This is a genomic window from Nocardioides sp. (assembly GCF_041393715.1).
Lineage (GTDB): Bacteria > Actinomycetota > Actinomycetes > Propionibacteriales > Nocardioidaceae > Nocardioides.
The window spans coordinates 161,379-176,137 of the sequence record NZ_JAWKJQ010000001.1 but is presented as its reverse complement, the minus strand read 5'-3'; the positions used below and the strand labels follow the sequence as shown (position 1 = coordinate 176,137).

The window sequence follows — 14,759 nt, the reverse complement described above, 5'->3', positions numbered from 1 at the left end:
TGACTCGTGTGGATGGTGTTGCTGGGCCGAGGGCCCGTGGCGACTACTCGCCGCGGACCTTCTTGATGATCTCGTCGGCGATGCTCTGCGGAACCTCGGCGTACGAGTCGAACTCCATCGAGTACGACGCCTGACCGGAGGTCTTGGACCTCAGGTCGCCAACGTACCCGAACATCTCTGACAGCGGCACCAGCGCGTTGATGACCATGTCACCGTGACGCTCCTCCTGTGCCTGGATCTGGCCGCGCCGGCTGTTGATGTCGCCGATCACGGTGCCGAGGAACGGCTCCGGCGTGGTCACCTCGACCGCGAACATCGGCTCCAGCAGCACCGGCTTGGCCATCCGGGCCGCCTCCTTGAACGCGGCCGATCCCGCGATCTTGAAGGCCAGCTCGGAGGAGTCGACGTCGTGGTAGGCGCCGTCCTCGAGGGTGACCTTCACATCGACCATCGGGTAGCCGGCGAGCACGCCGAACTCCATGGCCTCCTGGGCGCCCTGGTCGACCGACGGGATGTACTCCCGCGGCACCCGGCCACCGGTCACGTTGTTGACGAACTCGTAGCCGGCACCGGAGCCGGTCTCCGGGTCGAGGTTGGGGCCGATCGTGATGATGACCTTCGCGAACTGGCCCGAGCCACCCGTCTGCTTCTTGTGGGTGTAGCTGTGGTTGAGCACCTCCTTGCGGAGGGTCTCCCGGTAGGCCACCTGCGGCTTGCCGACCGTCGCCTCCACGCGGAACTCGCGCTTCATCCGGTCGACGAGGATCTCCAGGTGGAGCTCGCCCATGCCGGCGATGATGGTCTGGCCGGTCTCCTCGTCGGACTTGACCGTGAAGGTCGGGTCCTCGTCGGAGAGCCGCTGGATCGCGGTGCTGAGCTTCTCCTGGTCGCCCTTGGTCTTGGGCTCGATGGCCACCTCGATCACCGGGGCCGGGAAGCTCATCGACTCCAGCACCACGGGGTTCTGGATGTCGCTGAGCGTGTGGCCGGTCTTGGTGTCCTTCAGACCCATCACGGCCACGATCTGGCCGGCGCCCACCGACGCGATCTCCTCACGCTTGTTGGCGTGCATCTGGTAGACCTTGCCGATCCGCTCCTTGCGGCCGGTGACCGAGTTGAGCACCGTCGAGCCCGCCTCGAGCTTGCCGGAGTAGACGCGCACGTAGATCAGCTTGCCGAGGTGCGGGTCCGAGGCGATCTTGTAGGCCAGGCCGGAGAACGGCTGCTCGTCGGACGGCATCCGCTCGATCTTCTCCTCCTCGTCGTTGACCTTGTGGCCGACGATGGCGTCGATGTCGAGCGGGCTGGGCAGGAACTTCACGACCGCGTCGAGCAGGGGCTGCACGCCCTTGTTCTTGAACGCCGTGCCGCAGAGCACCGGGTTGACCAGGTCGGCGAGGGTGGCGCGGCGGATGCCGGCCTCCAGCTCCTCGACGCTGATGTCCTCGCCCTCGAGGTACTTCTCCATGATGGTGTCGTCGGCCTCGGCGAGCGTCTCGAGCAGCTTCTCGCGGTAGTCGGCCGCCTGGGCCTGCATCGACTCCGGGATCTCCTCGACCTCGTAGTCCTCGCCCATCTTGGTCTCGCCGCGCCAGGTGAGCGCGCGCATCCCGACCAGGTCGACGACACCGAGGAAGTCGGCCTCCGCGCCGATCGGCAGCTGGAGCACCAGCGGCGTGGAGTTGAGCCGCTCGACCATCATGTCGACGCAGCGGAAGAAGTCGGCACCGGTGCGGTCGAGCTTGTTGACGAAGCACATCCGCGGGACGGAGTACTTGTTGGCCTGCCGCCACACGGTCATCGTCTGCGGCTCGACGCCGGCCACGCCGTCGAAGACGGCGACCGCGCCGTCGAGGACGCGCAGCGAGCGCTCCACCTCGGCGGTGAAGTCGACGTGACCCGGGGTGTCGATGATGTTGATCTGGTGGCTCTTCCACCAGCAGGTCGTCGCGGCGGACGTGATGGTGATGCCGCGCTCCTGCTCCTGCTCCATCCAGTCCATCGTGGCCGCGCCCTCGTGGACCTCACCGATCTTGTAGGTGATGCCGGTGTAGAAGAGGATGCGCTCGGTGGTGGTGGTCTTGCCGGCGTCGATGTGCGCCATGATGCCGATGTTGCGGACCTTGGTGAGGTCCGTGGTGATGTCAACGGCCACTGAAAGTCAGTTCCTTAGGTCGAGAGTCAGCCCCTGGCTGCGGGCTCGCGCCGGGGGGCCGGTGGGCCCCCGCGACGCGGGCGCTCACCAGCGGTAGTGGGCGAAGGCCTTGTTGGACTCGGCCATCTTGTGGGTGTCCTCGCGCTTCTTCACCGCGGCACCGAGGCCGTTGGAGGCGTCGAGGATCTCGTTCATCAGACGCTCGGACATGGTCTTCTCGCGACGGTCACGGGCGTAGCCGACCAGCCAGCGCAGAGCGAGGGTCGTGCTCCGGTTGGGCTTCACCTCGATCGGCACCTGGTAGGTCGCACCGCCGACGCGGCGGGACTTGACCTCGATGGCCGGCTTGACGTTGTCGAGCGCACGCTTGAGCGTGACGACCGGGTCGGTGCCGGTCTTCTCGCGGCAGCCCTCCAGCGCGGTGTAGACGATGCGCTGGGCGACCTGCTTCTTGCCGTCGCGGAGCACCTTGCTCACCAGCTGGGTGACGACCTGCGAGCCGTAGACCGGGTCGACGTCGAGCGGACGCTTGGGGGCGGGACCCTTGCGCGGCATCAGCCCTTCTCCTTCTTCGCGCCGTAGCGGCTGCGGGCCTGCTTGCGACCCTTCACACCCTGGGTGTCCAGGCTGCCGCGGATGATCTTGTAGCGGACCCCGGGGAGGTCCTTGACCCGACCGCCACGCACGAGCACGATCGAGTGCTCCTGCAGGTTGTGGCCGACGCCGGGGATGTACGCCGTGACCTCGACGCCGCTGGAGAGACGCACGCGGGCGACCTTGCGCAGGGCGGAGTTCGGCTTCTTGGGAGTCGTGGTGTAGACGCGCGTGCAGACGCCGCGTCGCTGGGGCGAACCCTTCAGGGCAGGCGTCTTGTTCTTCGACACCTTGTCCTGGCGGCCCTTGCGGACCAGCTGCTGGATGGTGGGCACCGGGTGGTTCCCTCTCTGTCGGCTCTCACGGCCCGGCGCGGTGCCGGACTCGGGTGGTGGATCGGTGGTGCTGTGCCTTGACCATGCGAAACCTGCGTCGGGTGGGCCGAGGGCCCAGAGGTCCCACACGCGGGCGCGCGCAACGGCCTGGACGTGCCAGACACAAGGGTCGAGATTACTCCTCGGCCAAGGCGGGGGTCAAAACGCGGCGGGGGGTCCGCTGGTGGGCCAGGAACACGGCGGCCGAGGCGGCCACGCCGGCCATCGTCAGGGCCCCGCCCCCGATCAGCGTCCAGCGAGCACCGAAGGTCTCCCCCACCCAGCCGATCAGGGGCGACCCGAGCGGCGTGCCGCCCATGAAGATCATCATGTAGAGCGCCATCACCCGGCCCCGCATCCCCGGCGCCGTGTGCAGCTGCATGAAGGCGTTGGCGCTGGTGATCATGGTGAGCGCCGTCAGCCCGAGCAGCGGGACCACCGCCCCGTAGACGGCGTACGACGGGGCGAGGCCGGCGCCGATCTCGATCGCCCCGAAGACCAGCGCGGCCCCGACCACCAGCCGGTGCCGCACCCGCTCGCGACGGGCGGCGACCAGGGCGCCGGCCAGCGAGCCGACTGCCATGAACGTGCCGAGCAGGCCGTAGGCGGTCGGGCCGCGGTCGAAGACCTCGGTGGCCATCAGGGCCGAGGTCATCTGGAAGTTGAGGCCGAAGGTGCCGGTGAAGCCGACGATGCCGAGGATCAGCAGCAGGTCGGGCCGGCCCCGGACGTAGGCGAAGCCCTCCCGGATCGCCCCCGGCATGCGCGGCGAGGGCTCCGGACTGTCCAGGAGGGCCGGGTCCATCCGGCGCAGCGCGGCGATCGGGCCGGCGTAGGACACGGCGTTGAGCAGGATCACCCAGCCGGTGCCGACCGCCCCGCCGCCGAAGGCCGCGATCAACAGGCCGGCCAGGGCGGGGCCGACGATCCGCGCCGCGTTGAACGAGGCGGAGTTGAGCCCGACCGCGTTGGACACGTCGTCGGGGCCGACGATCTCGGAGACGAACGACTGGCGCGCCGGCGCGTCGAACGCCGCGGCCGTGCCCAGCACGAAGGCCAGCACGTAGACATGCCAGATCTCCACCAGCCCGGTCACGGTCAGCAGCCCGAGCAGCGCCGCCGGGACCGCCATCCCGACGTTGGTCAGCTGCAGCAGCCGACGCTTGGGCATCCGGTCGGCGACCAGCCCCGCCACGGGGGCGAGCAGCAGGAACGGCAGGAACTGCAGGCCGGTGGTGATGCCGATGGCGGTACCCGAGTTGCCGGTCAGCTGCAGGACCAGCCAGTCCTGCGCGACCCGCTGCATCCAGGTGCCGGTGTTGGAGACGACGCCGCCGACGGCGTAGCGGCGGTAGTTGGCGTTGGCGAGAGAACGGAAGGTGGGGCTCACGTGGTCCTGGGCTCGATGGAACTGCCGGCGCCTGGCGCCGGGTGGATGGTGGTGCGTCGCGGGGTTGGCCGGGCGGCCGGGTCAGTCGTCGTTGGCCAGCCGGTCGAGGATCGGCGCCGCGGCCCGGAGGATGGATCGTTCGTCCGCGGTCAGGTGGATCAACGCCTGGGTGAGCCAGGCGTCCCGACGTTTGCGGTCGGCCAGCAGGGTCGAGATGCCGCGCTCGGTGATCGTGATCAGCTGGACCCGGCCGTCGGTGCTGCTCTGGTGGCGACGGACGTAGCCGCCCGCCCCGAGCACGCCGACCGTCCGGGTCATCGACGGCGGCTGCACCCGCTCGTGAGCGGCCAGGTCGCCGAGGGTCATCTCACCGTGACGGTAGAGCGTGCCGAGCACGGTCATCTGGCTGAGGCTGAGCGGGTTGCCGGGGTGCTGCTCCAACGACAGCCGGCGGCGCAGGCGCAGCACGGACAGGCCGAGCTCCGAGGCAAGGCCCGCGACGGTGCGGGAGGCGCTCTCGGTGGTGGGCATGACGTAATCCTAACTGATTACTTAGCCTAAGTATTCCCGATCCCGACAACCCGTCGCCGGCTGCGCCCGGATCGCTCGCGACCAAGGGTCCATGGTAGCCCGCGCCGCGCTCCTTGTCCGGCCCTCAGGGAACTCCTTCCCGCCCGCGACCTCGACGGATCAGGTGATCCAGGCGGTGATCGGGTGGATCGCGAAGTAGACGAGGAAGAGCGCCGCGACCAGCCACATCAGGCCGTGGATCTGCGCGGACTTGCCGCGCACGAGCTTGATCAGCACGTAGGCCAGGAAGCCGGCGCCGATGCCGACGGTGATGGAGTAGGTGAACGGCATCAGCACGATGGTCAGGAAGGCCGGGATCGCGATCTCGACGTCGTCCCAGTCGATCCCCTTGACCTGCTGCATCATCAGGAACCCGACCAGCACCAGGGCCGGCACCGCGGCCTCGCTCGGGATGATCTCCACCAGCGGCGCGAGGAACATCGTCAGCAGGAAGAGCACGCCCGTCACGACCGAGGCGAGTCCCGGTGCGAGCGCCCTCGCCGACCCCGAGGCCGACTCGATGTACGACGTGTTGGAGGACACGCCCGCGGCGCCGCCGGCCGCGCCGCGATCGAGTCGACGACCAGGATGCCGCTGGGTGTTGGGCGGCATGCCGTCCGGTCGAGCAGACCCGCCTCGGCGCCGATGGCGGTCATCGTGCCCATCGTGTCGAAGAAGTCGGCCAGCATCAGCGTGAAGACCAGAGCAGGGCCGCGACCACACCGACGCTGGAGAAGGACCCGAAGAGGCTGAACTCGCCCAGGGTGCCGAAGTCGGGCATGCCCGCCAGCTTGTCCGGCCACTTCGGCACGTTGAGGTTCCAGCCGACGGGGTTGAGCTGTCGCCGTCGACCATCGGGCCGGCCGAGACGATCGCCTCGACGATGATCGCGAGGATCGTGGTGAGCACGATCGAGATCAGGATCGCGCCGCGCACCCGGCGTACCCAGAGCGCGATCACCAGCATCAGCCCGACGGCGAACACCAGCACGGGCCACCCGGCCAGCTCGCCGGTCCCGACGCCCAGCTGCACCGGCACCGGCGGGGCGCCGGTGCGCCGCACGAAGCCGGCGTCGACGAAGCCGATCAGGGCGATGAACAGGCCGATGCCCACCGAGATGGCGACCTTGAGCTGCGAGGGAACCGCCTGGAAGACGGCCTTCCGGAAGCCGGTCAGCACCAGCACCAGGATGATCACGCCTTCCAGGACCACCAGACCCATCGCGTCGGCCCAGGTCATCTGGGAGGCGATCCCGAAGGCCACGAAGGCGTTGAGGCCGAGCCCGGTGGCGAGCGCGAGCGGGAAGTTGGCGACGACTCCCATCAGGATCGTCATCACGCCGGCCACCAGCGCCGTGCCGGCGGCGATGGCGGCGATGTTGGGCGCGTCGCCGCCGCCGAGGAACTTGCCGTCGGCGTCCTGGACGTAGCCGAGGATGACGGGGTTGAGCGCCACGATGTAGGCCATCGTGAAGAACGTGACGACGCCGCCGCGGATCTCGCGCTCGAACGTCGAGCCGCGCTCGCTGATCTTGAAGAACCCGTCGAGCCCACCGGGGCCGGTGGCCTTGGGCCTGCCGGTCGGACTGCCGCTGACGCCTTGGACGGGGCGGTTCTTCGAGGGGCGCTTCTGGTTGCTCACGGCCGGCAGTCTGGCAGAGCCGGGGAGCGGGTGACAGCACGGGTTCTCGCAGTGGACACCGGTGTCGTACGGTGAGCGCGTGGACCGCCACGACGAGCAGCCGACCCGGCACGAGATCGGCAAACGCACCTACCTCGTCGCGGATGTCGAGCCGCTCGACGTCGACGGCGTCCGGACGGTCGCCGTCGGGTGCGCGCTGTGGGTGGTCGGTTTCCTCGGGCTGCTGCCGTTCTACGGCCAGCTCCAGGACTCCGGCCGCGGCTGGTGGGTGTGGACGTGTCTGGCCGGGCTCGGGCTGGGCCTGCTCGGCTGGGAGTACACCCGGCGCCGGCGTCAGCAGCGCGCTCGCGGACCGCGGCAGTCGGCCGGCGGCCGCCGCCGCGCCTGAGCCTCAGAACTGCTCGAGGTCGTCGACCGTGTCGAGCACGTGGTCGGGCAGCGCCCGCGGCCGCTGCCGCCGGGTCAGCGTCACCTCGGAGTGGGCGCCGCACCCGTGGTCCAGCGAGACGACCCTGCCGTCGTCGTTGGCGTTGCCGTTGGCACAGACGCCGAACATCTCCGAGAGCGGTCCGGCCAGCCTCATCAGGAAGCCGCAGCCGGTGCACCGCTGGGGGCGGCCTGCGCCAGCGCCGACCCGGGGCCGGCGTCGCCGTCGTACCACCGCTCGGCGGCCTGGTCGCGCCCCTCGAGCGACAGCGTCCGGACCCGGCCCAGGCCCAGCTCCGCAGCCACCGACCGGATCTGCGCCTTGTCGTCGGCGCTGAGCGGGTCGTCACCGAAGGAGTACGTCGGCACCAGCCGCGGGTCGTCCTCCTCGACGGGCAGCAGGTCGCCGGGCGACAGGTCGCCGGGCTGGACCCGCTCCTTGTAGGGAACCCAGGCCGGGGCGACGATCGCTGCCTCACCGGGAATGAGCACGACCTCGTCGACGGTCACGTGCTTGGCCCGGGCGGCCCGCACGACGGTCACCGACCAGCGCCAGCCGTGGTAGCCCGGTCGCTCGCAGGCGAACAGATGGGTCACCACCCGGTCGCCCTCGGACTGCGCCACGAGGTGCTCGCCCACATCGGCCGCGGGGACCTCGGCGGCCAGCGCGGCACGGGCGTCGTCGACGGCGCCGGCCGCGACGGCGTCGAGCTTGGCGGTCAGAGTCGGGGGCACGCAGGTCATGATGACGCATCGGCCCGGGTTGTGTCAGACCGAGGGGCCCACCAGGCAGGATGGAGCTCATGACGTCGACCGGCCCCGGAGATCCCTCCGCGGGCGCACCGGACCCCGGGGGCGACGATGTCCACGTCGGCCTGGGCCGCACCTCCTCGGGGCGCAGCCAGACCTCCCAGGCGCTGGGCGCCGGTGCGCGAGCCACCGCCCGCGGCGCCCGCGGCATGGCCCGAGCCACGTCGCGCTTCTCGACCTACACGTTCCGGCAGGCGCGCCGCGCCGCCCACGCCGAGGGAGCCGGCGACTCCGGGTTGTCGCGCCTGATCGAGCTGCACGCCTTCAACACCGCGGGTGACGCGGCGGTGGCCGTGTCGCTGGCCGGCACCCTGTTCTTCCAGGTGCCCACGGGGGAGGCGCGCACCCAGGTCGCGCTGTTCCTCGGGCTGACCATGCTGCCCTTCGCGATCGTCGCGCCGCTGATCGGTCCGTTCCTCGACCGGTTCAGCCATGGCCGCCGATGGGCGATCGGGGCGACGCTGGCGCTGCGCGCCTTCCTGGCCTGGAGCCTGGCCAGCTCGGTCGCCTCGGAGTCCGCGTGGATGTTCCCAGCGGCCCTGGGGACGCTGGTCGCCTCCAAGGCCTACACCGTGACCCGGGCGGCCGCCGTACCCCGGCTGCTGCCCGACTCGCTCACCCTGGTCAAGGCCAACGCCCGGGTGCTGTTGGCCGGCGTCGTGGGGGCGGCCATCTCCGCGCCGATCGCCGCGCTGGCGAGCCTGGCCGGGGCGGAGTGGTCGCTGCGCTATGCCTTCGTGCTCTTCGTGATCGCGACCGTCCTCGCGATCCTGCTGCCGGCCCAGGTCGACTCCAGTGTCGGCGAGGGCATGATGACCCTCACCGGCGACGACGGCGCGACCCGCAGCGGCCGGCTGCGGATCCGCATCCCCGGTTCGGTGGCGTTCGCGCTGCGGGCCAACCTCGGGCCCCGGTTCCTCTCGGGGTTCCTCACCATGTTCATGGCGTTCCTGCTGCGTGAGGTGCCGATCGGCGACTGGCGGCCCGAGGTGCTGCTGGCTCTCGTGATCGGCGCCGCCGGGCTCGGCAACACGCTCGGGATCGCCACGGCGTCACTGCTCAGACGGGTCAACCCGCGGCTCACGGTGCTGCTGGCGGTGCTGGCCGGCGCCGTGATGTCGGCGCTGGCGGCGTTGTTCTACGGCGTCGTGACCGCCACCCTGCTCGGCCTGACCGCGGGACTGGCCCAGTCGCTGGCCAAGCTGTCGCTGGACTCGCTGATCCAGCAGGACGTGCCCGAGCGGGTGCGCACCAGCGCGTTCGCCCGGTCCGACACCACGTTGCAGCTCGCGTGGGTGATCGGCGGCTTCATCGGCATCGGCATGCCCCTGATCCCCCAGCTCGGGCTCGGGGTCGCCGCGATCGCACTCGCCGCGTGGCTGGTGTTCGTGCTGGCGACCCGTCCGGGCCGGCGGACGCCGGCCTCCGACATCTGAGCCCGGGCCGGGTCGAGGCTCAGAGCTCGAGCTCGTCGGCGAGCGCCCGCAGCAGCTTGGCGGTGGGCCGGGCCGTCTTGGCCTCGGGGTGCCGGCCGTGCCGGTAGGTCTCGCCGACGTTGTCGAGCAGCCGGATCAGGTCCTCCACGATCGGGACCATCTCCTCGGGCTTCTTGCGCTTGGCGTGGGCGCGGTTGCGCTGCACCGAGGCCGGCGAGTCGAGCACCCGCAGGGACAGGGCCTGGTCGCCCCGGCGGCCCTGGGCGATCCCGAACTCGACGCGGGTGCCGGGCTTGAGCGAGGTCATCCCCTCGGGAAGCGCGTCCGCGTGCACGTAGACGTCGGGCCCGCTCTCCTGGGAGAGGAACCCGAAGCCCTTCTCGGCGTCGAACCACTTCACCTTGCCACTGGGCACGGCTGGACCTTCCTTGCGTTCTCGATCATGGGGACCGGTGGGCGTACGCCGACCGGGACTCAAGCCTAGGGACCAACACCGAGGTGCTGCCAACTCATTCCGGCCTGGTGGCCGGCTCAGGCGGTCACACCGGAGCGGGTGAGGTAGCCCTCGAGCCACGCCGGGAAGGCGGCCAGGTCGTCGAGGACCACGTGGGTGCCCGCGGCGACCAGCTCCTCGCGGGTGCAGCCTCCGGTGAGCACCGACACGCTGAGCACCCCGGCGGCCAGCGCGCCCTCGACGTCGTGGACGTGGTCTCCGACGTAGAGCTGGGCGCCCTCGCGGCGCAGCACGTCGGCCTTGCCCACGCCCCAGACCCAGCCCTCGAGGTGGTCGACGTCGAGCCCCAGATGGTCGAGATGCAGCTGGGCGTTGCGGGTGAACTTGCCGGTGACGACGACCACCCGGCCTCCCTGCCGACGCACGGCGTCGACCGCCTCGCGAGCGCCCGGGAGCAGCGGGACGGGGTGCACGGCGTGGTCGGGGTAGAGCTCTCGGAACCGGTCGCCGGCCGGCGCGATCTCCTCCGGGGCGAGGTGGTCGGCGAGCATCATGTCGAGCGGCGGACCGAGCCGGTCGGTCATCTCGTCGACGGGGAAGTCGACGTCGAGCTCGGCGCCCAGCGCCGCCAGCACCGCCACGAACCCCGGGACGGTGTCGATCAGGGTCATGTCGAGGTCGAAGCCGACGACGAGCTGCGGCGCAGGCGAGGTCACGGCGTGAAGCGTACGTCGGCCCGCCGACGCTGGCGCCGGGCGACCCGGTGGGGTCTCGGTCAGGCGAGCCCGAGTGCCCGGGCCGTCTCCTCGCGCATCTGCACCTTGCGGATCTTGCCGGTGACGGTCATCGGGAACTCCTCGACGACCATCACGTAGCGCGGGATCTTGTAGTGCGCCAGCCGGCCGGAGGCGAAGTCGCGCACGGCCTCGGCGTCCAGCGGCTCGCGGTCGGCGCGCATCTTGACCCAGGCGCACAGCTCCTCGCCGTACTTCTCGTCGGGGACGCCGATCACCTGGACGTCCTCGATGTCGGGGTGGGTGTAGAGGAACTCCTCGATCTCCTTGGGGTAGATGTTCTCACCGCCCCGGATCACCATGTCCTTGATCCGGCCGACGATCTGGCAGTAGCCGTCCTCACGCATCACGGCCAGGTCGCCGGTGTGCATCCAGCCGTCGGCGTCGACGGCCTCGGCGGTCTTCTCGGGGTCGTCCCAGTAGCCCAGCATCACGGAGTAGCCGCGGGTGCAGAACTCACCGGTCGCGCCGCGCTCCACGGTCTCGCCGGTCAGCGGGTCGATGATCTTGATCTCCACGTGCGGGTGCACGCGGCCGATGGTCGAGGTGCGCCGGTCGAGGTCGTCGTCTCCGCGGGTCTGGGTGGACACCGGCGAGGTCTCGGTCATGCCGTAGGCGATGGCGACCTCGCTCATGTGCATGTCGTCGATGCAGCGCTTCATCACCTCGACCGGGCAGATCGCGCCGGCCATCACGCCGGTGCGCAGCGTGGACAGGTCGTACGACGCGAAGTCGGGTGCGTGCTGCATCGCGATGAACATCGTCGGGACGCCGTAGACACCGGTGCAGCGCTCGTCCTGGACCGCCCGCAACGTCGTGGCGGGGTCGAACCCGGGGGCGGGGATCACGATGGTGGCGCCGTGGGTGGTGCAGCCCAGATTGCCCATCACCATCCCGAAGCAGTGGTAGAAGGGCACCGGGATCGCCAGCCGGTCCACCTCGGAGAAGCCGATCAGCTCGGTGGTGAAGTAGCCGTTGTTGAGGATGTTGCGGTGCGAGAGCGTCGCGCCCTTGGGATAGCCGGTGGTGCCCGAGGTGTACTGGATGTTGATCGGGTCGGTCGGGGCGAGCCCGGCCATCCGCTCCGCCACCGCCTCGGCGGGGACGCCCGCCCCGTCGGCCACCAGGCCGGCCCAGTCGTCGGTGTCGAGATAGACCACCCGCTCCAGGGTCCGGCACTGGTCGCGGGTCTCCTCCACCATCGCCCGGTAGTCGCTGGTCTTGAAGCTGCTCGCCGCGACCAGCAGCCGCAGCCCCGACTGGTTGACGGCGTAGGAGAACTCGTGGGTGCGGTAGGCCGGGTTGACGTTGACCAGGATCGCCCCGATCTTGGCGGTGGCCAGCTGGACCAGGACCCACTCGGCGCAGTTGGGCGCCCAGATGCCGACCCGGTCCCCCACGGCGATGCCGGCGCCGATCAGCCCGCGCGCCAGCGCGTCGACGTCGCGGTCGAGCTCGGCGTAGGTCCAGCGTCGGCCGGTGGCGCACTCCACGAGCGCCTCGCGGTCGGCGTGGGCGGCCACGGTGCGCACGAAGTTGGCACCGATGGTCTCCTCCAGAAGCGGCGGGCTGGTCTCACCGGCGGCGTAGGACTCCATGTCCAGCGACGCTAGCCCTCGGGACCGCGCCTCACCAGAGGTGAGACCGTCCCTGGGCGGGCGGCGTACCCACCCCGAGGGGTGGGGCGCCGGATCACAGTCTGGTCACGGTCCTCGCTCTCGCCCGGTATGGCTTGCCCACGGGCCCGGACAATGACAACGTCCGGGCCGACAGGACGCCCAGGGAGATGAAGATCGGGGATCCCATGCACGCCAGTCGCGCCACCGTCGGCCGCGCCCGGGCCCGGTGGCTGACGTACGCCGCGCGCGGGCGCCGCGGCACCGTCCTGGCCGTCGCCGGGCTGCTGCTCGCCGCGCCCGTCGCCCACGCCGACGGCGGGATCGACATCGCCTCCACGAGCCGCTACGAGCTGCAGGCCAAGAAGGAGGTCGTGGCCGCCTCGATGACGATCACGGTGCGCAACGAGCGACCCAGCGTGCGCAGCGGCAACTACATCCAGTACTTCTACCTGCCCTACATCACGATCCCGGTGCCGGCCGACGCCCAGGAGCTGACCGCCACCTCCAACGGCGCGGCCCTCTCGGTCTCGCGCAAGGCGACCGAGGACCCGAGCACGGCGATCGCCACCGTCCAGTTCCCCTCCAACCTGCTCTACGGCCAGAGCCGCACCATCGACATCCGCTTCGTGCTCGAGGGCGAGGCACCGCGCTCGGAGGACCAGACCCGCGTCGGCCCCGGCTACGCGACGTTCGCGGCCTTCGGCCCCGGTGACGCCGGTCAGAACACCGTCGAGGTGGTGCTGCCGGAGACGATGACCTTCGACGCCACGACCGACGACTTCACCGAGCAGGACGCGGACGGCACGACGACCTACACCTTCACCCAGAACACCGACAGCTCCGGCTTCTGGGCGGTGATCTCGGCCCGCGACCCGGAGATCGCCCGCACGAAGACGGTCGACGTGGGTGACCAGCAGGTCGACGTGATGGCCTATCGGGACGACCCGCGGTGGCTGCGCTTCGTGGTCCGCCGGATGAAGAAGGGGGTGCCCGCGCTCGAGGAGCTGCTCGGCACACCGTGGCCGGGGGGCCTGACGACGGTCCGCGAGGACCGTGCGGTCAACGTGCGCGGCTACGACGGGTGGTTCGACTGGCGGGCCGACGAGATCGTGATCGGCGAGGAGCTCGACCAGGAGCTGCTCTACCACGAGCTCACGCACGCCTGGGCCTCCTCCGGCTCCCTCGACGAGCGCTGGCTGTACGAAGGGGTCGCCCAGGACCTTGCCGCTCGGGCGGTCGCCGAGCTCGGAGGCAAGCCGCGCAAGATGCGGCCGGTCTCGGCCCAGGGCAAGCGGGCCATCCCGCTCAACTCGTGGACCGCCGACGCGGGCGGTCGCGCCCAGCCGGACGACGGCTACGGCTACCCGGCGTCGTACGTGGTGATGAAGACGCTGATGGACGACACCGCGGCCGACGCCCGGAGCACAGTGCTGGCCGCGGCCATCGCCGGCGAGAGCGCGTACGCCGCTCCCGGGGAGCCGCGGCTGACGGTCGGTCACAGCGGCTGGCAGCGGTTCTTGGACCTCGACCAGATCGTCGGAGGCAACGACAAGGCGGTCAAGACCTTCAAGACCTGGGTGGTCACCCGTGACGAGCGCAGCCAGCTGAAGGACCGGCGCAAGGCGCTGCGGAAGTACCAAGCGGTCGACGCGGCGGACGGCACCTTCGCCCCGCCGCTGGGGCTGCGCCGGGCGATGACCGCCTGGGAGTTCGACACCGCCACCCAGGTCGTCGACGACGTCGCCGGGCTCGGCCCGGCCGCGGTGGCGGTGCAGGAGGCGGCGCAGCGCCACGACATGGACGTCCCGGAGAAGGTCACCGCGCTCTACCAGAGCGCCGACGACCAGGCGGCCTACGACGAGCTCGCCGACCTGCTGCCCCGGGCCGCGACCGCCGTCGACGCGGTCGGGGCGGCCGACGAGGCCGCGGCGGGCCGCAACCCGCTGGCGGCCCTCGGCGCGACGGTGCTCGACGTGGACGGCAAGGCGGCGCAGGCCGACCAGCTGCTCGCGGACGCCGACCTCGACGCGGCGACGACGGCCGGCGAGTCCGCCAGCGCGGCCGCGCGGTGGAGCACCTGGGTCGGTCTCGCCATCGTCGTCGGTGGCCTGCTGCTGCTTGCCGCGCTCGCCCTCCTGGGGCGGTGGCTGACGCGGCGACGGCGCCGACGCCGGCTCCTCCGGGCGGAGGCCGCCGCAGCCGAGACAGCGGCCGCGACCGGGCCGCCCCCGGCCGTCGACGACGGCGCCGCGACCGTGGACGTGGGGGTCGCGCCGGCCGTGGACGCGAGCGGTGGTGAGGTCTACGCCTCGACGCCGTCCTCGGGCGCCCCCTGGGTGCCGGGAGCCCAGGACGGCCCGCCGCCACCTCCCGGCGCCCTTCCGGCCGACCCTGGCCCGACCGGCCCGCCCCCCGCGTCGCGGCCACCCGCCGGGAGCTGAGCGGGCAGGTCCGGTGAGCCGGTGGGCGATCCGTCCACGACCCCTCGATCACCGT

The 14,759-nt window shown here is 71.1% G+C and carries 12 protein-coding genes and 1 pseudogene; 3 read left to right on the top strand and 10 right to left on the bottom strand.

The window, feature by feature from the left end; translation table 11 throughout:
* Window positions 1–43: 43 nt before the first annotated feature.
* The 6 genes from fusA to R2740_RS00860 all read right to left on the bottom strand — a co-directional run bounded on the left by fusA (window position 44) and on the right by R2740_RS00860 (window position 6,724).
* Window positions 44–2,155, bottom strand: coding sequence for an elongation factor G (gene fusA, locus R2740_RS00885; protein ID WP_371300801.1), 2,112 nt, complete (start codon window positions 2,153–2,155; stop codon window positions 44–46).
* Between the two features lie 84 nt (window positions 2,156–2,239).
* A complete protein-coding gene (gene rpsG / locus R2740_RS00880; protein WP_371300800.1) occupies window positions 2,240–2,710 on the bottom strand; it encodes a 30S ribosomal protein S7 in 471 nt (156 codons plus the stop codon).
* Complete coding sequence (rpsL, locus tag R2740_RS00875; protein WP_371300799.1) at window positions 2,710–3,084, bottom strand: 30S ribosomal protein S12; 375 nt, start codon at window positions 3,082–3,084, stop codon at window positions 2,710–2,712. Before rpsL ends, rpsG begins: the two co-directional genes overlap by 1 nt.
* Window positions 3,085–3,259: 175 nt before the next feature.
* Window positions 3,260–4,513: an MFS transporter gene (locus tag R2740_RS00870; RefSeq protein WP_371300798.1), complete on the bottom strand. Its 1,254-nt coding sequence runs from the start codon at window positions 4,511–4,513 to the stop codon at window positions 3,260–3,262.
* An 81-nt stretch (window positions 4,514–4,594) separates the two neighbouring features.
* Complete coding sequence (locus R2740_RS00865; protein ID WP_371300797.1) at window positions 4,595–5,044, bottom strand: MarR family winged helix-turn-helix transcriptional regulator; 450 nt, start codon at window positions 5,042–5,044, stop codon at window positions 4,595–4,597.
* A 159-nt stretch (window positions 5,045–5,203) separates the two neighbouring features.
* Entirely contained in the window at window positions 5,204–6,724 is a 1,521-nt protein-coding gene (locus R2740_RS00860; RefSeq protein ID WP_371300795.1) for an NCS2 family permease, read from the bottom strand.
* A gap of 79 nt (window positions 6,725–6,803) precedes the next feature.
* Here R2740_RS00860 and R2740_RS00855 point away from each other — a divergent pair, with 79 nt between their 5' ends.
* A complete protein-coding gene (locus tag R2740_RS00855) occupies window positions 6,804–7,112 on the top strand; it encodes a DUF2530 domain-containing protein (protein ID WP_371300793.1) in 309 nt (102 codons plus the stop codon).
* 3 nt (window positions 7,113–7,115) lie between these two features.
* Here R2740_RS00855 and R2740_RS00850 read toward each other — a convergent pair.
* Window positions 7,116–7,894: pseudogene (locus R2740_RS00850) on the bottom strand (DUF3027 domain-containing protein).
* A 59-nt stretch (window positions 7,895–7,953) separates the two neighbouring features.
* Here R2740_RS00850 and R2740_RS00845 point away from each other — a divergent pair.
* Window positions 7,954–9,396, top strand: a complete 1,443-nt coding sequence (locus R2740_RS00845) for an MFS transporter (protein ID WP_371300791.1) — start codon at window positions 7,954–7,956, stop codon at window positions 9,394–9,396.
* A gap of 19 nt (window positions 9,397–9,415) precedes the next feature.
* On the opposite strand, the gene R2740_RS00840 is transcribed toward R2740_RS00845, so the two are convergent.
* From R2740_RS00840 to R2740_RS00830, 3 genes are all read right to left on the bottom strand, one after another.
* Window positions 9,416–9,811: a cold-shock protein gene (locus R2740_RS00840; protein ID WP_371300789.1), complete on the bottom strand. Its 396-nt coding sequence runs from the start codon at window positions 9,809–9,811 to the stop codon at window positions 9,416–9,418.
* Window positions 9,812–9,927: 116 nt separating this feature from the next.
* Window positions 9,928–10,566 carry an HAD family hydrolase gene (locus R2740_RS00835; RefSeq protein WP_371300787.1) on the bottom strand — a complete coding sequence of 213 codons (639 nt, stop codon included), beginning with the start codon at window positions 10,564–10,566 and terminating at the stop codon, window positions 9,928–9,930.
* A 59-nt stretch (window positions 10,567–10,625) separates the two neighbouring features.
* Entirely contained in the window at window positions 10,626–12,242 is a 1,617-nt protein-coding gene (locus R2740_RS00830; protein WP_371300785.1) for an AMP-binding protein, read from the bottom strand.
* 206 nt (window positions 12,243–12,448) lie between these two features.
* On the opposite strand from R2740_RS00830, the gene R2740_RS00825 reads away from it, so the two are divergent.
* Window positions 12,449–14,704: a hypothetical protein gene (locus tag R2740_RS00825; RefSeq protein ID WP_371300783.1), complete on the top strand. Its 2,256-nt coding sequence runs from the start codon at window positions 12,449–12,451 to the stop codon at window positions 14,702–14,704.
* The last annotated feature ends 55 nt before the right edge of the window (window positions 14,705–14,759 follow it).

Excerpts from the sequence above, each read along its gene's own strand:
- R2740_RS00830 (WP_371300785.1), bottom strand. The coding sequence starts at position 12,242 with ATGGAGTCCTACGCCGCCGGTGAGACCAGCCCGCCGCTTCTGGAGGAG.
- R2740_RS00865 (WP_371300797.1), bottom strand. The coding sequence starts at position 5,044 with ATGCCCACCACCGAGAGCGCCTCCCGCACCGTCGCGGGCCTTGCCTCG.
- R2740_RS00825 (WP_371300783.1), top strand. The coding sequence starts at position 12,449 with ATGCACGCCAGTCGCGCCACCGTCGGCCGCGCCCGGGCCCGGTGGCTG.
- rpsG (WP_371300800.1), bottom strand. The coding sequence starts at position 2,710 with ATGCCGCGCAAGGGTCCCGCCCCCAAGCGTCCGCTCGACGTCGACCCG.
- R2740_RS00845 (WP_371300791.1), top strand. The coding sequence starts at position 7,954 with ATGACGTCGACCGGCCCCGGAGATCCCTCCGCGGGCGCACCGGACCCC.